17 protein-coding genes are annotated in these 21594 nt (G+C 67.4%); 4 read left to right on the forward strand and 13 right to left on the reverse strand.

The features are described 5' to 3' along the window. Positions 1 to 12: 12 nt before the first annotated feature. The 3 genes from ASF08_RS16870 to ASF08_RS16880 are packed head-to-tail and all read right to left on the reverse strand — an operon-like array spanning position 13 to position 2188. Positions 13 to 351 carry a DUF3325 domain-containing protein gene (locus ASF08_RS16870; protein ID WP_056147446.1) on the reverse strand — a complete coding sequence of 113 codons (339 nt, stop codon included), beginning with the start codon at positions 349 to 351 and terminating at the stop codon, positions 13 to 15. Beyond that, positions 348 to 1868, reverse strand: coding sequence for a PepSY-associated TM helix domain-containing protein (locus tag ASF08_RS16875; protein WP_056147448.1), 1521 nt, complete (start codon positions 1866 to 1868; stop codon positions 348 to 350). The genes ASF08_RS16870 and ASF08_RS16875 overlap by 4 nt, the downstream gene beginning before the upstream one ends. Next, positions 1865 to 2188 carry a hypothetical protein gene (locus ASF08_RS16880; RefSeq protein ID WP_018041949.1) on the reverse strand — a complete coding sequence of 108 codons (324 nt, stop codon included), beginning with the start codon at positions 2186 to 2188 and terminating at the stop codon, positions 1865 to 1867. The genes ASF08_RS16875 and ASF08_RS16880 overlap by 4 nt, the downstream gene beginning before the upstream one ends. 307 nt (positions 2189 to 2495) lie before the next feature. Here ASF08_RS16880 and ASF08_RS16885 point away from each other — a divergent pair, with 307 nt between their 5' ends. Beyond that, positions 2496 to 8270, forward strand: coding sequence for a DUF3320 domain-containing protein (locus tag ASF08_RS16885; RefSeq protein ID WP_056147452.1), 5775 nt, complete (start codon positions 2496 to 2498; stop codon positions 8268 to 8270). 135 nt (positions 8271 to 8405) lie between these two features. Here the strand turns inward: ASF08_RS16885 and ASF08_RS16890 are convergent, their stop codons facing one another. Beyond that, a complete protein-coding gene (locus ASF08_RS16890) occupies positions 8406 to 8576 on the reverse strand; it encodes a hypothetical protein (protein ID WP_198290806.1) in 171 nt (56 codons plus the stop codon). A 205-nt stretch (positions 8577 to 8781) separates the two neighbouring features. Between ASF08_RS16890 and ASF08_RS16895 the strand changes: the two genes are divergently transcribed. Together ASF08_RS16895 and ASF08_RS16905 are read left to right on the forward strand one after the other, a co-directional pair. Further along, positions 8782 to 9027, forward strand: a complete 246-nt coding sequence (locus ASF08_RS16895) for a hypothetical protein (protein ID WP_056147458.1) — start codon at positions 8782 to 8784, stop codon at positions 9025 to 9027. 360 nt (positions 9028 to 9387) lie between these two features. After that, positions 9388 to 12309, forward strand: coding sequence for a calcium-binding protein (locus ASF08_RS16905; RefSeq protein ID WP_082473251.1), 2922 nt, complete (start codon positions 9388 to 9390; stop codon positions 12307 to 12309). Between the two features lie 163 nt (positions 12310 to 12472). Here the strand turns inward: ASF08_RS16905 and phoB are convergent, their stop codons facing one another. The 6 genes from phoB to pstS all read right to left on the reverse strand — a co-directional run bounded on the left by phoB (position 12473) and on the right by pstS (position 18007). Further along, positions 12473 to 13174, reverse strand: a complete 702-nt coding sequence (gene phoB, locus ASF08_RS16910; protein WP_018041942.1) for a phosphate regulon transcriptional regulator PhoB — start codon at positions 13172 to 13174, stop codon at positions 12473 to 12475. Positions 13175 to 13264: 90 nt separating this feature from the next. After that, complete coding sequence (phoU, locus tag ASF08_RS16915) at positions 13265 to 13990, reverse strand: phosphate signaling complex protein PhoU (RefSeq protein WP_018041941.1); 726 nt, start codon at positions 13988 to 13990, stop codon at positions 13265 to 13267. Positions 13991 to 14075: 85 nt separating this feature from the next. Then, positions 14076 to 14894 (reverse strand): phosphate ABC transporter ATP-binding protein PstB, encoded by an 819-nt coding sequence (pstB, locus tag ASF08_RS16920; protein WP_018041940.1) that lies wholly within the window; start codon positions 14892 to 14894, stop codon positions 14076 to 14078. Positions 14895 to 14940: 46 nt separating this feature from the next. Further along, the gene (gene pstA, locus ASF08_RS16925) at positions 14941 to 15837 is read right to left on the reverse strand and encodes a phosphate ABC transporter permease PstA (RefSeq protein ID WP_056147466.1); all 897 of its coding nucleotides are present in this window, start codon (positions 15835 to 15837) and stop codon (positions 14941 to 14943) included. Positions 15838 to 15856: 19 nt separating this feature from the next. Then, complete coding sequence (pstC, locus tag ASF08_RS16930; protein ID WP_018041938.1) at positions 15857 to 16831, reverse strand: phosphate ABC transporter permease subunit PstC; 975 nt, start codon at positions 16829 to 16831, stop codon at positions 15857 to 15859. Between the two features lie 141 nt (positions 16832 to 16972). Next, positions 16973 to 18007 carry a phosphate ABC transporter substrate-binding protein PstS gene (gene pstS, locus ASF08_RS16935; protein WP_056147468.1) on the reverse strand — a complete coding sequence of 345 codons (1035 nt, stop codon included), beginning with the start codon at positions 18005 to 18007 and terminating at the stop codon, positions 16973 to 16975. Between the two features lie 307 nt (positions 18008 to 18314). Here pstS and ASF08_RS16940 point away from each other — a divergent pair, with 307 nt between their 5' ends. Next, positions 18315 to 18548, forward strand: coding sequence for a hypothetical protein (locus ASF08_RS16940; protein ID WP_026175607.1), 234 nt, complete (start codon positions 18315 to 18317; stop codon positions 18546 to 18548). A 39-nt stretch (positions 18549 to 18587) separates the two neighbouring features. On the opposite strand, the gene ASF08_RS16945 is transcribed toward ASF08_RS16940, so the two are convergent. The 3 genes from ASF08_RS16945 to ASF08_RS16955 all read right to left on the reverse strand — a co-directional run bounded on the left by ASF08_RS16945 (position 18588) and on the right by ASF08_RS16955 (position 21566). Continuing rightward, a complete protein-coding gene (locus tag ASF08_RS16945) occupies positions 18588 to 18797 on the reverse strand; it encodes a hypothetical protein (RefSeq protein WP_018041935.1) in 210 nt (69 codons plus the stop codon). A 98-nt stretch (positions 18798 to 18895) separates the two neighbouring features. Next, a complete protein-coding gene (gene recN / locus ASF08_RS16950; RefSeq protein ID WP_056147471.1) occupies positions 18896 to 20569 on the reverse strand; it encodes a DNA repair protein RecN in 1674 nt (557 codons plus the stop codon). Between the two features lie 118 nt (positions 20570 to 20687). After that, positions 20688 to 21566, reverse strand: a complete 879-nt coding sequence (locus ASF08_RS16955) for an outer membrane protein assembly factor BamD (protein ID WP_018041933.1) — start codon at positions 21564 to 21566, stop codon at positions 20688 to 20690. Between the last annotated feature and the right edge of the window lie 28 nt (positions 21567 to 21594).

The raw sequence follows: 21594 nt of genomic DNA on the forward strand, positions 1-21594 counted from the left end.
CCCGCCGCCAGCTCAGATGAAGAAGGCAATGGCCATGGCGAGAGGAAGTGCGGCGATGGCCGCCGGGCGGATCCAGGCCGGACGATAGGACATCAGCGCCACGACGATGAGCGCGGCCCCGGTAAGCGAGCCGAGCCATTGCACCGGACCGAAATTCCAGTCCGCCGTGATGACGGCCGCGGCGAAGGCCAGGGCGATGAAAAGCCAACCCGCCACGCGGAACGCTCTGTCCCGCCGCCGGGAGGGGCGCCCGTGGAACAGGGTCCGGCCATGCCGGTCCATGCTCAGGCAGAGACAGGCGAGACCGGAGAAGCTCAGGAGTGAGGTGAGGGATACGGCGACGGGAGTCATGCTCGGACGAAATCTCCGGTGGTACGGGCGGACTCTCTCCGCGCCCCCTCGTGGCGCCCGAGCTTGCGCGCGCCGAAGAGGAAGACCAGCGCGAGCGCCACCATGGCGGCGTCGAAGCCCAGGAAGTCGGCACGACATCCCGTCTGCACCCAATCGACCAGAGGAACGGCGAGGAACAGGAGCGCGGCGGCATAGCTCATTTCGCCCCATGCCCGGCGATGCGGGCGAGCGAGGGGGATCAGTGCGGCGAGGAGCCAGATCCCGAAGAACACACCGCCTTCCCAGGATTCCCTCGCGGCCCATTCCACTGGAACGAGGCGGTTGGCGAGGAAGAGCGCCGCCATGCCGGTGGGTAGGCCGAGAATCGTGCCGATGTTGAGCGCATGAACGAGGCGCCAGCCGGGGGCGGGACGGACGACGCCCTTCGGCGCCCGCGCCACGGTCCACAGGACGAGTCCGGTGGCGATGGCGGCACAGCCCATCAGGCCGGACAGGAAGAACAGGATGCGCAGGGCCGGCCCGGCGAAATGCGCCTCGTGCAGGCCGACGAAGCTCGTATAGGCATGCGCCGCCGGTTTCAGCGGCCCGGTCCGTTCGACCACCTCCCCGGTCACCGCGTGGAAGGCGATCTGCGGATGGCGATGGGCGAGCCCATGGGGCTCCTCGAACACCGCCACCACGGTGGCATTGGCATCACCGGGATTGTTGATCGAGACCAGTTCGAGCGGCTCGCTCACCTCGGCCTGGGCGCGGCGGATGAGAGGACCGAGCGGCGCCGGCTCGGCCGGCTTGCCCTCGGCGGCGCGCCAGGCCGGCATCTGGCCGGACTCGACGTAGAAGCGCATCTCGTCGCCCTTGTAGGCGCTCACCATTCCCCACGGCATGTACATGAGCGCGAGCGAGACGATGCCCGTATAGGTGATCATCAGGTGGAACGGCAGCGCCAGAACACCGGTGACGTTGTGCGCGTCGAGCCAGCCGCGCTGGGCGGATTTCGAACGGCGGAAGGTGAAGAAATCGGCGAAGATCCGGCGATGGGTGACGATGCCGCTGATGAGGGCGACGAGCAGGACCATCGCGCAGATGCCGACGATCCAGCGGCCGAGGGCCGGGAGCATCTGCAATTCGAAATGGAAGCGGTAGAAGAAGTCACCGCCCTGTGTCGCCCGGGCCTCTGTCGGCGCACCGGTATCCGGATCGAGGAGCGCCTTGCCGAACTCGCCGTCCGGCGTGACCATCCAATAGGCGCCGATATACGGCTTGTCGGTCTGCGGCACGCCCACATACCAAGCCATCGCCTTTGGGGCATGGACCTTGAGATACGCGACCCCGAGTTCGGTCGCCCGGACCACGTCGTATTCCGCCTGCGCGCGTAATTCGGGCCGCATCCAGAGGGAAATGTCGGACTTGTAGTAGGTGGCGGTGCCGGTGACGAAGACGGCGAACATCACCCAGCCGGTGACGAGCCCCGCCCAGGTGTGCAGCCACGCCATCGATTGGCGAAACCCCTGCTTCATGCGGGCTGCACCGCGCTGCCGAGGGCGAGCCAGAGACCGGCCCCCAGGCACAAAGCCGGAAGCGCCAGCCCTATCGCCGCGCGGGCGAGAGTACGGGCGGAGAAGACCCAGATCACCGCACCAGCCATGATCGCGAAGCTCGCCAGGGTGGCGGCGGCGACGGCTTCCGACCGGTCGAGGGGCAAGGTCAAAGACAGGAAGGCCGTGGCAATGGCCGCAAGGGCATAGCCTCCGAAGATCGCCAGGAGGGTCCGGCCCGCCACCATCAGACGGTAGCGGCCCTGCGATGGCCGTGCATTCGGCTTGGTCGTATCCGTCATCGGCAGGCAGCACCGGTTTGCGAGGAACGAACGGCAGGCGGGCTCGGCAAGGCAACGCCAGCGAAACGGATGGCCTCGACGCCGCGACGACCAGTATCTTGGCCGAGTTGCCGATCACACAACGCTATACAAAGCCTCGTCTTGTCCGGGCAATCACTATGTTGTGGAACGATTCCAAGTACGCCGAACCACGGGAGTTCAGGCAAACCGTGAGCCCGACGAGCTTCGGTGCGGTCGCCGGGCGAGTCTTGCGGGTGCGAACGCCACGCCTGTAGAACCCTTGCCGAATGGCGGGGAACCGGGCGCGATGGACGATACGCTCGAAGCGTCGGAGGGGGCTCGCACGCGTTGCGGTCTCGCCTGCACGATCGCCGATCATGCCAGCGTCGCATCCTGGCAGAACGGGATTCCCCTCATCCGGGACATTACCGTGACCCATGGCGGCGAGGCCGACCTGTCCGATGTGACGCTCCACATCTCAGCGATTCCGCCGCTGTTCCGCCCCCTTACCCTGCCGATCCAGCAAATCGGGGCTGGGGGCCTCCAACGTATCGATGCGCCGGATCTGCGGATCGACGGAGCGGTCCTCGCCGGATTACGGGAGAGCCGGCTCTGTACCCTCACGCTGACGTTGACGGCTCCAGCCGAGGGGAGCGATCGGGCGGGCGAGCTCGCCCGGGAGGAGTTCGACCTGCGGCTCCTGCCGCCCTCCCATTGGGGAGGCGCGGATGCGGCGCCCGAACTGCTCGCGGCCTTCGTCAGGCCCAACGACCCGGCCGTGGACGGCATCCTGCGCTCCGCCGCCGCGATTCTGGAACGGGCAAGGCGGAGCACCGCCTTCGACGGCTATCGCAGCGGAAGGAGGGCCAGGGCCTGGGAGATGGCGGAAGCGATCCACGCGGCGATGGCGGCCCTGCGGATCACCTACATCCTGCCGCCCGCGAGTTTCGAACGGTCGGGACAGAAGGTCCGCGAGCCCGCCGCGATCGTGGAGCGGCGGCTCGCCACCTGCCTCGACCTCACCCTGCTCTGGGCCGCCTGCTGTGAACAGGCCGGGCTCAATCCGCTCCTGATCCTCACCCGCGATCACGCGCTCCTCGGGCTGTGGCTCGTGGACGAGACCCTGCCGGAAAAGGTCGGTGACGACGCCCAAGCCCTGCGGAAGCGCCGCGACCTGCAGGAACTGATCCTGATCGAGACCACAATTCTCACCGCCGATCCGCCGGGGAGTTTCGCGGATGCGGTGGCGGCCGGCGCGCGCCTGATCGATGCGGATGCCGAATCCTCCCTGGAGATGGTCCTCGATCTGCGGCGCGCCCGGCTATCCGGCATCTCCCCCCTCGATACGGGCGAGCCCGGCGCACAGGCGCCGGCTCCGGAGATCGCGGTGGCGCTCGTCCAGGCGCTCGGCGCGCCGCCGTCCTTCGTCGAGGATCTCCCTGCTCCCCGCCTCGATCTACCCCGTCGCGAGCCCCGCGACCGGCTGGAAGCCTGGAAGCTGCGGCTCCTCGATCTGACGCTGCGGAACAAGCTTCTCAACTTCAAACCGGGCAAGGGATCGCTCACCCTCGATTGCCCTGAGCCGGGTGCGTTCGAAGACGCCCTCGCGGCGGGCCGCGCCTTCCGGCTCGTCGCCCGTCCCCCTTCCGAGGCACCGCTCGGCGCGTCGGACGACGAACGCGGCGAGATCGCCGCCGATGTCGGGACGGAGGAACTGGAGGCCCGCCTCACCGACCTGTTCCGGCTCGCCCGCGGGAGCTTCGAGGAGGGCGGTGCCAACGTCCTCTTCCTCGCCTTCGGCTTCCTCACCTGGACACGGGGCAACGGCATGCCGCCCGCCCGCGCACCGCTGCTGCTGGTGCCGGCGGCCCTGACCCGCGCCAGCGTCCGCGCCGGCTTCCGCCTGGTGCGCCACGACGAGGAGGCGCGCCTCAACCCGACGCTGCTGGAGATGCTGCGTCAGGATTTCGACCTCGACATGCCGGATTTCGCCGAGGGCTTGCCGGGCGACGAATCCGGCATCGACGTCGAGGCCGTCTGGCGGATCGTGCGCACCCATATCCGCGACCTGAAAGGGTTCGAGGTCACGACCGAGGTGGTGCTCTCGGCTTTCTCCTTCACCAAGTTCCTGATGTGGAAGGATCTGAGCGAGCGCACGGACCTCCTGAAGCGAAGCCCGGTGGTGCGCCACCTCCTCGACACGCCGAAACAGGCCTACGGCGACGGCACTGGCTTTCCCGTGCCGGAGCGCCTCGACGCGGAGCATCCACCCTCCGGCATCTTCACGCCGCTCCTCGCCGATTCCTCCCAGGTCTCGGCGATCCTCGCCGCGGCCTCGGGCAAGGATTTCGTCCTGTTCGGCCCACCCGGCACCGGCAAGAGCCAGACCATCGCCAACATGATCGCGCAGTGCCTGGCGCTCGGGCGCACGGTGCTGTTCGTGTCGCAGAAGAGCGCCGCCCTGGAGGTGGTGCGCCGGCGCCTCGACGCGGTGGGGCTGGGCGCCTGCTGCCTCGAAGTCCATGCGGCCAAGGCCCAGAAGACGCACGTCATCGCGCAACTCCGCGAGGCCTGGGCCGCGAGGAGCGGCGAGCCCGTCCCCTGGGAGGACGCAGCCACCGATCTCCAGCGCCGCCGGGAGGGCCTGAACGGTGTGGTGGAGAGCCTGCACGCCACCCGGCCGAACGGCCTCAGCGCCCATACGGCCATGGGGCGGGTCATCGCCGACCGGCAGGCCGGCCGGGACGGGCTCAGCCTCGTCTGGCCGAAGGACGCGACCTCCGCGCCCGGCCACCGGGAGAGCCTGCGCGCCCAGTGCGCGGAGCTGACTGCCCTTCGCCCCATCGTCGGGGACATCGCGAACCATCCCCTCCGGGGCATCGGTGCCATCGCATGGTCGCCCCTGTGGCGGGCCGAGATGGAGCAGGCTGTTCCCGAACTCGCCCGCACCCTGCCGGACTTCCCGACATCCGGCCAGCGTCTCGCCGAGGCGATGGGCCTGACGCCCCTCGGCCGGACCTATGACGGCCTGCGCGCGCTCTCCTCCCTCGCCGCCGCCCTGTTCCGGCTGGAGGCGCGGATGGGCCTGCGCTTCCTCGGCCCCGGAGGCGCGGCCTTGCGCCAGGCCGTCGAGGCCCGCCGCACCCGACAGGACGCGCTCGCCCGGCTGACCACCCGGCTCTTCGTCCCCTACGCCCCCTCGGTGTTCGGCAGCGACCTCGACCGCCTGCTGGCCGAGTGGCGCGAGGCGAAAGCCTCGAACTTCTTCCTGCGGGGGCGGCGTCTGAGCCGAGTTCGCGACCTCCTCGCCCCCTTCGCGCAAGGGCGCGTACCGGAGGATATCGGGCCGGACCTCGTCACCCTCGCCGAGATCAAGTCCCTGCAGGCGACAAGACCCGCTCTGGCGGAGGTTCTGGAGAGCGCCACCGCGGAACTCGGACATCCGTGGTCGGATCCGGCGGCCCCCGCCGACCTGTTCACCGCTCCGATGGCCTGGGCGACGCGGCTCGCACCGGTCATCACCACCATTGCGCCGCTCGTCGGAGGCCCGGACATCGTCCGCGCGAGGCTCGCCGAGTTCCTCGACACCGAGGATGGCAGGCTCGAACCTGGCGACAGCCTGGCCTTGGCAAAGGAGGATTTCACGACGCGGAGAAGCGCGGCCGTGAAGGCGATCGAGACGCTCGGGCGTCTGGCCGGCAGGGCCAAGCCCGACCGCCCGGTGGAGACGGAGGGCGATTGGGTGGCCGGCACCCTCGCGGTGGCGGAACGCTGGCGCAGGGCGCTGCCCAAGGCGCAGGCCTGGGCCAGCTGGCAGAGGGCGGTGAGCGAGGCGACGAAGGCGGGCCTCGGTCCTCTGGTCGCCGAGATCGAGGCGGGAACGCTGCAGGACGACGCCATCCTCCCGGCCTTCGAGGGCGCCTATGCGCGCTGGTGGATCGACCATGCCGTCACCGACGACGTCCGCCTGCGCGATTTCATGGGCCAGCGCCACGAAGAGGCGATCCGGGGCTTCGGCGAAGCCGATTCCCGGCTCTCCGGCCTCGCCGGGGCGGCGGTGCGTGCCCGCATCGGCGGCGACGTGCCGCTCGCCGGCGCCTTCGGCACCGATCCCGAATGGGGTACCCTGGCGCGCGAAATCACCAAGCGCGCCAGGCACATGCCCCTGCGCCAGCTCTTCGCGCGGATGCCGAACGCGCTGACCCGCCTGACCCCCTGCCTGATGATGAGCCCGCTCTCCATCGCCCAATACTGGCCGGCCGAGGCGAAGCCCTTCGACATCGTCATCTTCGACGAGGCCTCGCAGATCGCCCCCTGGGACGCCATCGGCGCCATCGCGCGGGGCCGGCAGGTGGTCATCGTCGGCGATCCCGAACAATTGCCGCCCACCAATGTGGGCGATCGCGGCGTCGACGAGATTTCGGACGGTCTCGACATCGCCGATCAGGAGAGCATCCTCGACGAGTGCCTGGCGGCGAACCTGCCGCAGAGGCGCCTCGCCTGGCACTACAGAAGCCGGCACGAGAGCCTCATCGCCTTCTCCAACCGTCACTATTATCGCGGCGGGCTCGTCACCTTCCCCTCCCCCGTCACCGAGGACCGGGCGGTGCGGCTCCAGCACGTGGCCGATGGGGTCTACGAGCGCGGCGGGGCGCGGGTGAACCGGCCCGAAGCGCGCGCCCTGGTGGCAGAGGTGGTCGCCCGCCTCTCGGCCCCGGCCTTCGCGGCGGAGGAGCGCTCGCTGGGCATCGTCACCTTCAACGGCGAGCAGCAGCGCCTGATCGAGAACCTGCTCGATGCCGAGCGGCGGGGAAGGCCGGAGTTGGAGCGGTTCTTCGACGGGCGGGCCTGGAAAGAGCCGGTCTTCGTGAAGAATCTCGAGACCGTGCAGGGCGACGAGCGCGATGCGATCCTGTTCTCGGTGGCGGCGGGTCCCGACGCGACGGGCCGAATCACCGGTCAGATCAGCTCGCTCAATCGCGAGGGCGGCCACCGGCGCCTCAACGTGGCGATCACCCGCGCCCGGCGGGAGCTCGTGGTCTTCGCGTCGATGCGGGCCGATCAGGTGGATCTCGGCCGTGGCAGCGCCCGCGGCGTGCGCGATTTCAAGCACTTCCTCGCCTTTGCCGAACACGGCGCCCGCGCCCTCGAAACGGCGGCCGCGCCGACGGGGGGAGACGTCGAATCGCCGTTCGAGGGCGCGGTGATGGCGGCCTTGGCCGCGCGGGGGTGGAGAATCGTGCCGCAAGTGGGCGTTTCCGCCTTTCGGATCGACCTCGGCATCGTCCATCCCGACGCTCCGGGGCGCTACCTCGCGGGCGTCGAATGCGACGGGGCGACCTATCACCGGGCGGCGACGGCGCGGGACAGGGACCGTCTGCGCGAATGGGTGCTCACCGACCTCGGATGGCGCATCCACCGGGTCTGGAGCACCGATTGGTGGAACGATCCGCAAGGCGCCCTCGACCGGCTCGACACGGCGTTGCGGGCCGATCTCGACGCCGACAGGGCGAAGCCGGAGCCGGTCGTGATCGCGCCGGCCGCCCCCGAAATCCCGCAGGTGGAGCCCCCCGGCCTCTATGAACCCGCCGACCTGTCGGGCTTCTCTCCCGATGCCGCGCGGTTCCACGAGGTGGGTTACGAGGCCACGCTGGCGGCGATGGCGGCCGAGGTGGTCGCGCGCGAAGGTCCTGTTTTCGCTGACGTTCTCGCCGAGCGCCTCTTGCGCGCCCACGGGTTTGCCCGGATCACGGCCCGCCTGCGCCAGCGCGCCCTGGGGGCCGTCGATCCCCGCTGCCCCCATACCGGCGAGGGCGACCGCATCGTGCTCTGGCCGGAGGCCTCCCCTGCCGGGCCGGTGAGGTTCCGGCCGGCTAAAGGAGAGGGGCGAGCCCCCGCCGACATCCCGCTCCAAGAGCTCGCAGGCCTCGCCCGCGACCTCGATCCGGCACCCGGCGTCGAGGGGCGGATGGCCGCGCATCTGGGCCTCGGCCGGATGAGCGAGGCGGTCCGCGCCCGGTTCGCCGAGGCCGCCTCGCTCGCGCGGGAGAGCGAAGCGCCGGCCCCGAAACCCGTCGGATGAGACGGGCGGATCGACCGCCACGCGACCCCCCTTTCGACCGCCATGCGCCGGGGTATATGGCGGTACGCGACGTGAAAAAGCCCCGCCTGGTAAGGCGGGGCCGATGGCGGTGACGTTGAAGCCGTGCGACGTGGATCAGGCTGCGAGCTTCAGGGCTTCGGGAGCGTTGTCATTCACGAGGACGAGCTCACCGGCCGTGACGGTGGAGGTGCTGGTCGTGGGGGTCAGGCGATCGGCGACGAAGGCCACCAGGGAGATGTTGGCGGCAGCGGCGACGGCGACGGCGGTGAGAATGAGAGCGGTCATATCGGTGTTCCTCGTGGCGATGCGTTTGCGTTGCAGCATGTATGACAGCCTCCCCGCCTTGCTGGTATACCAAACGCCAAATACCACTCATGCAGCCCGCGCATGGAATGCACACTATCCCGCGAAGCCCTGCATTTCACGCACTATGATGCATGTCGGGCAGCACGCCCGATCCACCCTTCTCCTGCCCTAAGGTCCCAGCCCGATGCCCCGCCCCACCTCGGCCGTCCTCGCCCTTCTGCTCGCGGCATGGTCCTTCGACGCACGAGCACAGGATGCGAACCGGGTGCGTGCGATGAACGCGGTGAGCGACCTGGCGCGGGCGCACCGCGAGCAGACGGAGACGCTCCGGCGTATGGAGACGGTCCAGCGCGACCGGGCCAGAGCGGATGACAGGACCCGGCGCAACGCCGAGCGGGACAGCCGTTCGATGCGCCGCTTCGACCGCTGAGCCGGCGTCGACTCGAAGCCTTCCGCCCTCCCCCGCGCCCTCCAGTCGTCGGAATCCGGCGGATGGTCCCGACCTGAGGGTCAGAGCCAGGTGGCGAGGGGACGCTGACGTTTCGGCCCGAAGCCGACGTTTCGCCTCCGACGCGAGAATCCTGAGACATCCGATTGCGGAAGTTTTCAAAGCCGACGCTCGTGCATCTCGCCGGCGCGGGGACAGACTAAACAGCAACATCGTAGCAAGACGCGACGCGATGAGACGCTGCGCCAAGGGTTTCGGTCACCTGGGTAGCGTCCGCCCCTATGCGAAAGGTCGAAAAATGGTCAATTGCCCTTAGAAATTTTTACCGAGGGGAAACTTACAATGGGCAACGGAAAGACGCTTGGCTATTTCGGCGATGTTCTGACAATTGCAAATACAGCCGTCAATTTGATTGGCATGATTCCCGGCCTCGAAATTCCAAGCGAGTTAAAGGCGATATTTGGCGAAGAAGAGGATCCGACGCAGGCATTTCTTGAGGGAATGGATCAGAAGCTAGATTTGCTTTCTCGGCAAGGCGATGAAATCCTCGCGGAAATCAATCAGCTCGGCGAAGGTATCAATTACGATAATAAGATGGAGATTTCGTCGCTTGCTCAGGCGTCAAAATCACATCTCGACCAATACATGAATACGAGCCCCTCCGATCCAAAGCACGCTGATTATCGATCCCTGGCGATCGATAAATCGACCGATGCGCTCTCCATGGCGATCGAGTTCGCCGGGAAGCCGGGTGCAGACGCCGGGCTCGTCATGCCAGCCCTCCTGTCTGCGCTCGCCGCTCGGATCAACGTCATTCGCGAGATCGAAGACGGCGCCACATCGGGTGACTTCAAGGAGACACTGAATGCGGGGATCAATGCACTCCATGAAACAGTCGCCTCGTATAAGAATGAAGTTTTAGAATTTGCAAAACAACCCGATCAGGACAAAATCGGCGCCAAAGTCTATTTAATCAATGGCAATGTTCTCCTCGATGTTTGGTACGATAACGGTGAGGCGGGCGGCCTTAGAACATACCAGCAGGAAATCGTGATCGGCGCGCAAGGATCGGCGGATCATAAACTCATGGACACTGCCTTGACGCCCGCGGTACCAATCCCAGGCGCCCCCGGACACTATTATGACCGCGATATAACAAATTACGACGTTATAAAAAGTCTTTTTACGAGCCGCGGATTGGAACAACAATTCAACGATAAGGAAAGCAGCTGGCTGAATGAGTATTTTTACCCACAAAAAGGGGTCACAAACCTTGAAAAGGCTGTCGATACCCTGCGACAGCTGACGAGCGGCCAGCACAAGTTCGATGTCGCAGACTCGATCGGCAGGACGATCGAGATCGATCACCTGACATATGACAAGGCGCCCAACACGCTGGAAGGTTACGCCGGCAACGATACGCTCATCGGAGGTGATGGCAACGACACGCTCAAGGGCGGCGGTGGCAACATCGATTATACGGTCTTCGGCGCCAATGGTGACGGCCACGATACCCTCTACGGCAAGGGTGGCGACGACATCATGCTCGGCGGCACCGGCAACGATGTGCTCGACGGTGGTGCGGGCAACGACCGTCTCGATGGCGGCGCCGGCAGCGACACGGCGAGCTACAAGTCGGCGACCGTTGGCGTGACCGTCTCCCTCGATTTGCAGGGCTGGCAGGAGATCGTCCCCGAAAAGGTGACCGTGTTCCAACCGGACCCTTACCCCGGCGAGGGCCCCGGAGGCATCGTCACCCCCCCTCCCGTCATAACGACGATCCGGGCGGAAAAGGATCGCCTCCTGAGCATCGAGAACCTCGAAGGCAGCAGGTTCAACGACCGTCTCACGGGCAACGTCCTGAGCAACACGATCCACGGCGGAGCCGGCAACGACGACATCGACGGTCATCTCGGTGCGGACCGGATGTACGGCGAGGCCGGCAACGACACCTACGTCGTCGATCAATCCGGCGATCGCGTCTTCGAAGCGAAGGATGCCGGGCAGGACACCGTCAAGACGAGCGTCAGCTACGTCCTCGCTGCCGGACAGGCGATCGAGACCCTGGCCACGGCGAAAGCGACGGGCACGGGCGCGATGAACCTCACCGGAAACGAGTTCGCTCAGGCGCTTGTCGGCAACAACGGCGCCAACCTCCTCGATGGCAAGGGCGGCGCCGACACGATGACCGGGTATGCGGGGAATGATACCTATGTCGTCGACAATGCCGGCGACGTTGTCGTCGAGGCGGCCGATCGCGGCATCGACGCCGTCCGCTCGTCCATCAGCTTGACCTTGGCGGCCAACGTCGAGACCCTCACGCTAGTCGGCACGGCTGCACTCAACGGCACCGGCAACGCTCTCGCCAACACTCTCACCGGCAATGCCGCCGCCAACCTCCTCGACGGCAAGGCCGGGGCCGACACCATGGCCGGCGGCGCGGGATCGGACACCTACATCGTCGACAATATCGGCGACAAAGTCGTGGAACTGAGCGACGCCGGCACCGACCTCGTCAAGGCATCCGTGTCCTTCTCGCTCGGGGGTTCCCACGTGGAACACCTGACGCTCACCGGCACCGGGAATCTCAGCGCCACCGGCAACTCGCTCGATAACGTCCTCAGGGGCAATGGCGGCGTCAACGTCCTCGACGGTAAGACGGGCGCGGACACGATGATCGGCGGTGCCGGCTCCGACACCTACATCGTCGACAACATTCGCGACAAAGCCGTGGAGGGGAGCGACGGCACCGGCATCGACCTCGTCAAGGCGTCGGTGTCCTTCTCGCTAGGGGGTTCCCACGTGGAGAACCTGACGCTGAACGGCACCGGCAACCTCAACGCGACCGGCAACACGCTCGTCAATGATCTCAAGGGCAATGCCGGCGCCAACCATCTCGACGGTGGCCTCGGGGCGGATACGCTGACGGGTTTGGCCGGCGAGGATACCTTCGTGTTCAGCACGAAGCTCGGCGCGACCAATATCGACCACATCACCGATTTCTCGGCCGGGATCGACACGATCCAGCTCTCGAAGAGTATCTTCGCGGCGCTCTCGGCCGATGACCTCGCGGCGGCGTTCAAGGACCTGGGTGTGACCGGTGCCAAGATCGATGCGAACGACCGCATTCTCTACGATCACGACACCGGTGCCCTGTCCTACGATGCCGATGGCAGCGGCACCACGGCCAAGGCGGTCCAGTTCGCCATCATCGACAACCGGGATAAGGCGACGCTGACTTACGCCGATTTCCTGCTGGGGTAGGCGTCCCGACACGCCCTTGGCCGAATGAGACTCATTCGGCCAGGGTCATTCCGACCGTCGAAGCCCTCGGCCACCCTGCCCGGGTTCTGCCAAGTGTCGAAAGCAGCCCCGGGAGCGGGGACCAAACGTAAGATTTTCGTCACTCGGACTGACCGCCCTGGTTTCACTCGTCCGTCGAGAACATCTCGTCGAAGGAATAGCCGGAGCCGCGCACGGTGCGGATCGGGTCGCTCTGGCGCGGGCGGTTGATAGCCTTGCGCAGGCGGCCCACATGCACGTCCACCGTGCGCTCGTCGATATAGACGTCGTGGCCCCAGACCCCGTCGAGGAGCTGCTCGCGCGAGAACACCCGGCCGGGGCTCTGCATCAGGAATTCGAGGAGCTTGAACTCGGTGGGGCCGAGATGGATCTCGCGGCCCTGGCGGCGGATGCGGTGGCTGACGCGGTCGAGTTCGATATTGCCGGCGATGAGCAGGTCCGCCACGTGGCTCGGCTTGGCCCGGCGCAGGAGCGCGCGGACCCGGGCGAGCAGCTCCGGCACCGAGAACGGCTTGACGATGTAATCGTCGGCGCCGGTGCCGAGGCCGCGGATGCGGTCGCCCTCCTCGCCGCGCGCCGTCAGCATGATAACCGGCAGCCGCTCGGTCTCGCGCCGGGCGCGGATGCGGCGGCACAACTCGATGCCGGAGAGACCGGGCATCATCCAGTCGAGGAGGACGAGGTCGGGAACCTGCTCCTGAAGGCGCAGATCGGCCTCGTCGCCGCGGGCGGCGGTGTCGACGACGAAGCCCTCCGCCTCGAGGTTGTAGCGGAGGAGAAGGGTGAGGGCCTCCTCGTCCTCGACGATCAGGATGCGCGTACTCATGCGGGTGTTTTCAGGGTGAGGGCGGCCGTCCCGTCACGCACGGGACGGCCGCGCGACGATCGTGCCGGAATGGCCCGATCGGAGGGACGGTCAGGCGCTGGCGGGCAACGACACGGTGGCGTAGTTCGATGCGTCGTTCTTCGGGCGATCCTGTTCGGCCAGTTCGTTCGTGCCGGTGACGAGGTAGTGGATCGTCTCGGCGATGTTGGTGGTGTGGTCGCCGATCCGCTCGATGTTCTTGGCGCAGAACAGCAGGTGCGTGCAGAACGAGATGTTGCGCGGGTCTTCCATCATGTAGGTCAGCAATTCGCGGAAGAGCGAGTTGTACAGCGCGTCGATGGCGTCGTCACGCTCCCAGACGTCGAGGGCGGCCTTCACGTCCTGGCTCGCATAGGCGTCGAGGACGTCCTTCAGCTGCTCCTGCACCAGGTCGCCCATGTGCTGGACGGCGATGACGATCTTCTGCGGCTGGATCTGCTCGGCGATGGCCACCACGCGCTTGGCGACGTTCTTCGACAGGTCGCCGATGCGCTCCAGATCGTTCGAGACGCGGATGGCCGAGACCGTCTCGCGCAGGTCGATGGCGAGGGGCTGACGCTTGGCGATGAGCAGGATCGCCCGTTCCTCGATCTCGTGCTGGAGGGCGTCGAGGCGCTTGTCGGCGCCGATCACCGCCTGGGCCAGGGGCACGTCCCGGCGTACCAGGGCGTTGCCGGAATCGGTCATCATCTTCTCGGCGATCCCGCCCATCTCGGAAATCGAGCGGCGCAGGTTTTCCAGTTCCGTATCGTAGGAACTGACGATGTGGTTGGGCATGCTCGCACTCCTCGACCGAGGCCGCCTCGGGCGGCCTGCATCGCGTAGGATCGGGTCCGGTGCCGCGGACGCGGCCCCGGCGGGCTCAGCCGAAGCGGCCGGTGATGTAGTCCTGGGTCTGGCGCTTCTCGGGGTTCATGAAGATCCGCGTGGTGGGGCCGAACTCCACCAGCTCGCCGAGATACATGAACGCCGTGAACTGCGAGATGCGTGCCGCCTGCTGCATGTTGTGCGTGACGATGACGATCGTGAACTCGGAGCGCAGCTGCTCGATCAGTTCCTCGATGCGGCCCGTGGAGATCGGGTCGAGGGCCGAGGTCGGCTCGTCGAACAGGATCACCTCGGGACGCTGGGCCACGGTGCGGGCGATGCAGAGGCGCTGCTGCTGGCCGCCGGAGAGGCCCATGCCGGACTGCTTGAGCTTGTCCTTCACTTCGTCCCAGAGGGCGGCCTTGCGCAGGGATTCCTCGACGCGGACGTCGAGATCGGCCTTGGGCAGCTTCTCGTAGAGGCGCAGGCCGAAGGCGACGTTGTCGTAGATCGACATCGGGAACGGCGTCGGCTTCTGGAACACCATGCCGATGCGCGAGCGCAGCTCGTTGAGATCGACCTTGGCGTCGAGGACGTTCTGGCCGTCGAGGAGGATCTGCCCCTCGGCGCGCTGCTCGGGGTAGAGGCTGTAGATCCGGTTGAAGGTGCGCAGGAGGGTCGACTTCCCGCAGCCGGACGGGCCGATCAGCGCGGTGACCTGGCGGTCGTGGAAGTTGAGGTTGACCGACTTCAGGCCGTGGAACGAGCCGTAATAGAAGTTCAGGTCCTTCACGGCGATGCGCACGGGGGCCTGCTCGTCGGCCTTGTGGCGGCCGGTCAGCTGAGCTTGCGTGATCGCGGGAGCGGCGTTCATCGGGTGCGTGTCCTTGTGGAGGGCGGGATGGGACGGGGGCGCGGGGTCAGCGCGCCCGCTCGCTCTTGATGACGAAGCGGGCCACGATCGAGAGGGCGAGGATCGTGGCGGTGATGAGGAGGGCGCCGGCCCAGGCGAGCTGCTGCCAGTTCGAGTAGGGCGAGAGGGCGAACTGGTAGATCATCACCGGAAGGTTCGGGATGCCGCCCATGAGGTTGGGCGAGAACCAGCTGTTGTTGTTGAGCGCGGTGAAGAGCAGCGGCGCGGTCTCGCCGGCGATGCGGGCGAGCGCCAGGATGATGCCGGTGACGATGCCGGCGCTGGCACCGCGCCAGGTGATGCTCTTGATGACGACGGAGGGCGGTGCGCCCAAAGCCGCGCCGGCCTCGCGGAGCGTCGAGGGCACGAGGCGGAGCATGTCCTCGGTGGTGCGCACGATCACCGGGGTGGCGATGATGGCCAGCGCCACGCCGCCGGCCCAACCCGAATAGGTCCCCATCGGCCGCACCATCAGGGTGTAGACGAACAGGCCGATCAGGATCGAGGGCGCCGAGAGCAGGATGTCGTTGAGGAAGCGGATCACGTCGGCGAGCTTCGAGTGGCGGCCGTACTCGGCGAGATAGGTGCCGGCCATGACACCCACCGGCGTCGCGATGACGATGCCGATCAGGGTCAGGACCACGCTGCCGAGGATGGCGTTGGCGATGCCGCCGCCTTCCGATCCGGGGCCGGGCGTCGGTTCGCTGAAGAGCAGCGGCGAGAAGCCCTTCACGCCCTCGACGATGAGCATGAGCAGGATCGAGCCCAGCACGACGATGCCGATCAGCGTCGCCACGGTGCTTCCGACGATGAGCAGCTTGTCCGCCACGCGGCGGCTCGACCGGACGCGGCTGGCCTTGAGCGGCGGAGCGTCGTTGGTGGTGAGGGTGTTCACGGCGTCCATGGTTCGGGCTCCAGAGGGCTCAGGCGACCTTCACGCGCCGGACGAGCAGGCGTGCGACGATCAGGACGACGAAGGTGATGACGAAGAGGATGCAGCCCAGCGCCATCAGCGAGTTGAGCTGCAGGCCGTCGGCCTCGTTGAACTCGTTGGCGATGCGCGAGGCGATGGTGGAGCCGGGATCGAAGATCGAGCCGGACAGGCGGTTGGCGTTGCCGATGACGAAGGTCACCGCCATGGTCTCGCCGAGCGCGCGGCCGAGGCCGAGCATCACCGCGCCGATGATCGACACGGACGCCTGCGGCACCAGGACGTGGCGGACCACCTCCCAGGTGGTGCAGCCGATGCCGTAGGCGCTCTCGCGCAGCACGGTGGGGATCTGGTCGAGCATGTCGCGGGTGATCGAGGCGACGAAGGGCACGATCATGATGGCGAGGATGATGCCCGCCGTGAGGATGCCGACGCCGGAGGGAACCCGCGCGTAGAACAGCGTGCCGACGATGGGCAGGCCCTCGACGAGGCTCGACACCGGCATCTGCACGTAATGGGCGAAGAGCGGGGCGAAGATGAACAGGCCCCACATGCCGTAGATGATGCTCGGCACCGAGGCGAGAAGCTCGATCGTCATCGAGACGGGCTTCCTCGCCCAGCCGGGGCAGAGCTGGGTCAGGTAGACGGCGATGCCGATGGAGATCGGCACGCCGATGACGAGGGCGAGAAGGGCCGAGACCAGGGTGCCGACGATGGCCACGAGGGCGCCGTACTGCTCCTGGCCGATGTTCCAGGCGCTGGAGGTGACGAAGCCGAAGCCGAACTCCCTGAAGGCCGGCCAGCCGCCATAGGCGATGGAGGCTAGGATGCCCGCGAGGAAGAGGAGGACCAGCAGCGCCGACGCGTAGGAGGCGGCGCGGAAGAGCTGGTCGCCGAGGCCGCCCGGCTTCTTGCGAGCGGGGGAGCCCGTGCGGGCCAGCGAAATCTGTTCAGTCAAGGCGGCCATCCGACGTCTGCTTCTTCACCTTGAGGGCTCGTATAGTGCGAGGTAGCGAGTGGCGAGGTGGAACACCGCGTCCACTCGTGGCGCAGGCCCAGCGTTTTTGCCGGGCCTGCGCGGTTTTCGGAGTTCAGCTGGAAGGCTGCCTTAGAAGACGGGCTTGCCGTCCTTGCCCTTGATCTCTTTCCACTCGGTGTGGACGAGGGAGACGACGTTGTCCGGCAGCGGCACGTAGTCGAGGTCGGTGGCGAGCTTGTCGCCGTTCTTGTAGGCCCAGTCGAAGAACTTCAGCACGTCGGCGGACTTGGCCGGATCGGCCGGGTCCTTGTAGACGAGGATGAAGGTGGCCGCCGTGATCGGCCAGGCATCGTCACCGGCCTGGTTGACGAGGGAGATGCCGAAGCCCGGGGCGGCCTTCCAGTCGGCGGAGGCGGCGGCGGCCTGGAACGCCTTGTCGTCGGGAGCCGGGAACTTGCCGGCCTTGTTCTGGATCAGCGCATAGCTGAGTTTGTTCTGCTTGGCGTAGGCCGATTCCACGTAGCCGATGGAGTTCGGCACCTGCTTGACGGTGGCGGTGACGCCCTCGTTGCCCTTGCCGCCCTGGCCGGCGGGCCAGCTGACCGTGGTGGCCGCACCGAATTCCTTCTTCCAGCTCTCGGAGACCGCGCTGAGATAGGTGGTGAAGATGCTCGTCGTGCCGGACGCGTCCGAACGGTAGACCGGGGTGATCGGCGAGTCGGGGAGCTTCAGCCCCTGGTTCACCGCGGCGATCTTGGCATCGCTCCACTTGGTGATCTTGTTGGCGTAGATGTCGGCGATGAGCTCACCGGTGAGCTTGAGCTTGCCCGGCTCGACACCGGCGATGTTCACCACGGTGACGACGCCGCCCATGACGGTGGGGAACTGGACGAGACCGTCCTTCTCCAGGGCCGGGCCCTTGAGCGGCGCGTCGGTGGCGCCGAAATCGACGGTCTTGGCCTGGATCTGCTTGATGCCGCCGCCCGAGCCGATGGACTGGTAGTTGAGGCCCGTGCCGGTCTCCTTGCGGTAGGCTTCCGCCCATTTCGAATAGACCGGGAAGGGGAAGGTCGCGCCGGCACCGGTGATGTCGGCGGCCTGAGCGACGGCGCCGAACTGCGCGGTGGCGAGCCCGATGGCGAGGGCGAAATGGAAGGGTTTCACGGTGGCTCTCCGTAATCTGTCCAGGCGCTGTAGGTGCCGCGCTGCAAGAGCGATCCTGCTGCAGCGCACCGTTACCCGCCCGATCATGCTGGCTCTATGACGGAGCCATGACAGATCGATGACAGGGGCTACCCGTTGACCGCATGAGCGGTGTGGGACAGGGAGAAAGCGGGGTGTGGACCGATGCCCGGACGAAGCGGCACGGTTTTGCGGCCTCGTGCGTTATACGATTCGGCGATGGCGACGACGGAGCAGCCCGTCTCGCCAGCCGTCCTGGAAGGTCAGCACCTTGGAGAACGAATCGAGTGTGACACCCACCGGGGGTGATGGCGATGCCGATTTCCTCGCCCTGCATGCGCGCAGGGAGGATCTGGAGCTCGAGCTCACCCGTGCCGAGCAGCGACGACAGTTCGGGACCGATCCGGACGAGGTCGCGAAAGCCGCCGAGGACGAGCGCGCCCTGCTGGCGGAGCTCGACGCGGTGATGACGCTGATCCGTGGCGCCGAATACCAGCGCATGCCGGGGGCTCGCCGCTGGTAGCGGCGACGGGCCGGCCGGGGTGAAGGAACCGTGACCGTCTCAGCCCACGCGGCGGCGGTCGCGTTCCTTGTGCCGGAGGCGCAGCAGGAGGTCGATCTGGCTGTCCGGAATCGGCTGCGTATCGAACGTGTCTTCGTAGATCGCCCGGAGGGTGCCACCGAGATGGTGGCGGGTCGGACTCGTCAGAATCGGCATGCCGTCCGACTCGTTCACAGGCCGGGGATCGGTCTCACCGTCTCCCAGATCCATCACGCGAACTCCCGATGTGCCGACGCGTTTCCATAAGATTCTCTGCGTCGTACCCATACCATCGCGCAAGATGGTTAACCGAAGGTTAAGATCGCGCGTCAGGCATCCGTAGATTGAAGCAGGCGTGCGGCCGCCGCTCGAGCCTCGTCGGTCACGGTGGCGCCGGCCAGCATGCGGGCGATCTCCTCGCGGCGGGCGGGCGCTTCCAGGGCGGAGACGCGGGTGGCGACTCGGTCGCGTCCCTTAACCGGGTCCTTGGCGATGAGGAAATGGGTCTCGGCCCGCGCGGCGACCTGGGGCGCATGGGTCACGGCCACGACCTGGACGCCGGCCGCGAGACGGGCGAGGCGGGCGCCGATGGCATCGGCCACGGCGCCGCCGACGCCGGTATCGATCTCGTCGAAGATCAGGGTCGGGGCCGAGCCCTTGTCGGCCAGCACCACCTTGAGAGCGAGCATGAAGCGGGAGAGCTCGCCGCCCGACGCCACCTTCATCATCGGGCCGGGCCGCGTTCCGGGGTTGGTCTGCGCCCAGAACTCGACGCGCTCGTAGCCCGCCGGGTCGCGCGATTCGGGGTCGGTGACGATCTCGGTGATGAAGCGGGCGCGCTCCAACTTCAGCGGCGGCAACTCGGCCTTCACGGCGAGGTCGAGGGCCTTGGCGGCCTTGCGGCGGCCTTCGCCGAGCTTGGTCGCGGCCTTGGCATAGGCCGCCTCCGCCTGGGCGAGCGTCGCCTCCAGACCGCCGAGGGCCTCCTCGCCGGCATCGATGGCGGCCACGTCCGCCTCGTAGCGCTGGCGCAGGGCGGCGAGTTCGTCCACCGGCACCTGATACTTGCGGGAGGCCGCGCGGAGCGCGAAGAGCCGCTCTTCCACCTGCTCCAGTTCGCGCGGATCGAACTCGGATTCGCGCAGGGCCGTGTCGAGGACGGAATGGGCCTCGTCGAGGGCGGACAGCGCGGCGTCGAGGGCGGCGATGCAGGGCTCCACCAGGGCCGGGATCTGGCTCGCCCGCCGCTCCAGCTTGCGCATGGCCGAGGACAGATGGGACACGGCCGAATTCGGGCCGCCCGCCGCCTCGATCGCCTCGGAGAGCTCGCGGGCCACCTTCTCGCTCTGCTGCATGACCATGCGGCGCTCGGCCAGCGAGGTTTCCTCCCCGGCCTGGGGATCGAGCGTCTCCAGCTCCGACGCGGCATGGCGCAGGAAATCGACCTCCTTGCGGGCGGCCTCCACCCTGGCGCGGTGCTCGGCGAGAGCCGAGCGGGCGGCGCGCACGCGCTTGGCCGCCTCGCCCACCGCCGCGAGGGGAGCCTGCAAGCCGCCGAAAGCATCGAGGATGGCGCGGTGGGTGCCGGGATCGGCCAGCGCCCGGTCGTCGTGCTGGCCGTGGATCTCGACCAGCGTGGCGCCGATGGCCCGCAGGACCTGCACGCCCACGGCCTGGTCGTTGACGAAGGCGCGGGTGCGGCCGTCGGCCATCTGCACCCGGCGCAGGATCAGGTCACCCTCGGTATCGAGATCGGCCTCGGCCGCGAGGCGGCGGGCGGGATGGTCGAGGGGCACGTCGAACACGGCGGTGACGCCGCCCTGCCCTTCGCCGTGGCGCACGAGGCCGCCATCGCCGCGCCCGCCCAGGGCCAGGGCGAAGGCGTCGAGCAGGATCGATTTGCCCGCACCCGTCTCCCCGGTCAGGACGCTGAGGCCTTCGCGGAAGTTCAGGGCGAGCTTATCGATGAGAACGATGTCGCGGATCGCGAGCTGACTCAGCATGCCGCGGGGTGGGCCTCGTTGGATACGGTGGCCACGTCTTACGGCGAAGCGGCGGCCGCTTCACCCGAAAAATGGCCCGCGACCGATATGCGTGTCGTCGCGGGTTGGGCCGATGCGCTTAGCGCGCGTCCGCGGTGCGGCCGATGACGCCGCGATAGACCTTGCTGAGCCAGGAGGATTTCTCCTCGCGGGGCTCCAGGCCGCCGTTCTGGAGGAGCGCGAACGCATCCTTGTACCAGGGGCTGTCGGGGAAGTTGTGGCCGAGCACGGCGGCGGCGGTCTGCGCCTCGGCGGTGATGCCCAGCGCCATGTAGGCCTCGACCAGACGCTCCAGCGCTTCCTCGGCGTGGCGGGTCGTCTGGTACTTGCTCACCACATCGCGGAACCGGTTGATCGCGGCGGGGAAGTTGCGGCGCTCCAGGTAGAAGCGGCCGACTTCCATTTCCTTGCCGGCGAGCTGGTCGCGGGTGATCTGGATCTTGGCCTTGGCGTCCGCCGCGTATTCCGAGGTCGGATATTTCTGGACGAGCTCCTGCAGACCGGCCAGCGCCTTCTCGGAGCGGTCCTGGTCGCGGGTCACGTCGGGGATCTGCTTATAATGCGACATCGCCATCAGGTACTGGGCGTAGGCCGCGTCCTTGCTCGCCGGGTGGCGCTGCAGGTAGCGCTTCGAGGCGTTGATGGCGTCGTCGTATTTGGCGCCCTCGTAATTCGAGTAGGCGGTCATCAGCAGCGCTTTGCGCGACCAGTCGGAATAGGCATAGGCCTTGTCGAGTTCGCCGAATTTCTTCGACGCGCCCTCGAAGTCCTTGTCCTCCATCTTGGCCAGGCCCTCGCTGTAGAGCTTGTCGGCCGGGACGTCGGGAATGACCTCGGGCTTGTACTTCTCGGCGAAGGGATTGATCGAGTCGAGGGCGTCGCAGCCGCCGAGGCCGAAGCCACACAGCGTCAGGAGCACGGCTGCCGTCGCCCCGCGGTTACGATCGTTGAGACGCATTCCGGTTCCCCCAACAGATGCGCCCGGC

It is taken from the genome of Methylobacterium sp. Leaf85 (assembly GCF_001422125.1).
Classification (GTDB): domain Bacteria; phylum Pseudomonadota; class Alphaproteobacteria; order Rhizobiales; family Beijerinckiaceae; genus Methylobacterium; species Methylobacterium bullatum.

What these genes read in the sequence shown, in the direction of transcription:
- phoB (WP_018041942.1), bottom strand. Translation starts at nt 13,174, where the DNA reads ATGAGTACGCGCATCCTGATCGTCGAGGACGAGGAGGCCCTCACCCTT.
- ASF08_RS16880 (WP_018041949.1), bottom strand. Translation starts at nt 2,188, where the DNA reads ATGACGGATACGACCAAGCCGAATGCACGGCCATCGCAGGGCCGCTAC.
- phoU (WP_018041941.1), bottom strand. Translation starts at nt 13,990, where the DNA reads ATGCCCAACCACATCGTCAGTTCCTACGATACGGAACTGGAAAACCTG.
- pstA (WP_056147466.1), bottom strand. Translation starts at nt 15,837, where the DNA reads ATGGACGCCGTGAACACCCTCACCACCAACGACGCTCCGCCGCTCAAG.
- ASF08_RS16870 (WP_056147446.1), bottom strand. Translation starts at nt 351, where the DNA reads ATGACTCCCGTCGCCGTATCCCTCACCTCACTCCTGAGCTTCTCCGGT.
- pstB (WP_018041940.1), bottom strand. Translation starts at nt 14,894, where the DNA reads ATGAACGCCGCTCCCGCGATCACGCAAGCTCAGCTGACCGGCCGCCAC.
- recN (WP_056147471.1), bottom strand. Translation starts at nt 20,569, where the DNA reads ATGCTGAGTCAGCTCGCGATCCGCGACATCGTTCTCATCGATAAGCTC.
- pstC (WP_018041938.1), bottom strand. Translation starts at nt 16,831, where the DNA reads ATGGCCGCCTTGACTGAACAGATTTCGCTGGCCCGCACGGGCTCCCCC.
- ASF08_RS16885 (WP_056147452.1), top strand. Translation starts at nt 2,496, where the DNA reads ATGGACGATACGCTCGAAGCGTCGGAGGGGGCTCGCACGCGTTGCGGT.
- ASF08_RS16890 (WP_198290806.1), bottom strand. Translation starts at nt 8,576, where the DNA reads ATGACCGCTCTCATTCTCACCGCCGTCGCCGTCGCCGCTGCCGCCAAC.
- ASF08_RS16955 (WP_018041933.1), bottom strand. Translation starts at nt 21,566, where the DNA reads ATGCGTCTCAACGATCGTAACCGCGGGGCGACGGCAGCCGTGCTCCTG.
- ASF08_RS16945 (WP_018041935.1), bottom strand. Translation starts at nt 18,797, where the DNA reads ATGGATCTGGGAGACGGTGAGACCGATCCCCGGCCTGTGAACGAGTCG.
- ASF08_RS16875 (WP_056147448.1), bottom strand. Translation starts at nt 1,868, where the DNA reads ATGAAGCAGGGGTTTCGCCAATCGATGGCGTGGCTGCACACCTGGGCG.
- ASF08_RS16905 (WP_082473251.1), top strand. Translation starts at nt 9,388, where the DNA reads ATGGGCAACGGAAAGACGCTTGGCTATTTCGGCGATGTTCTGACAATT.
- ASF08_RS16895 (WP_056147458.1), top strand. Translation starts at nt 8,782, where the DNA reads ATGCCCCGCCCCACCTCGGCCGTCCTCGCCCTTCTGCTCGCGGCATGG.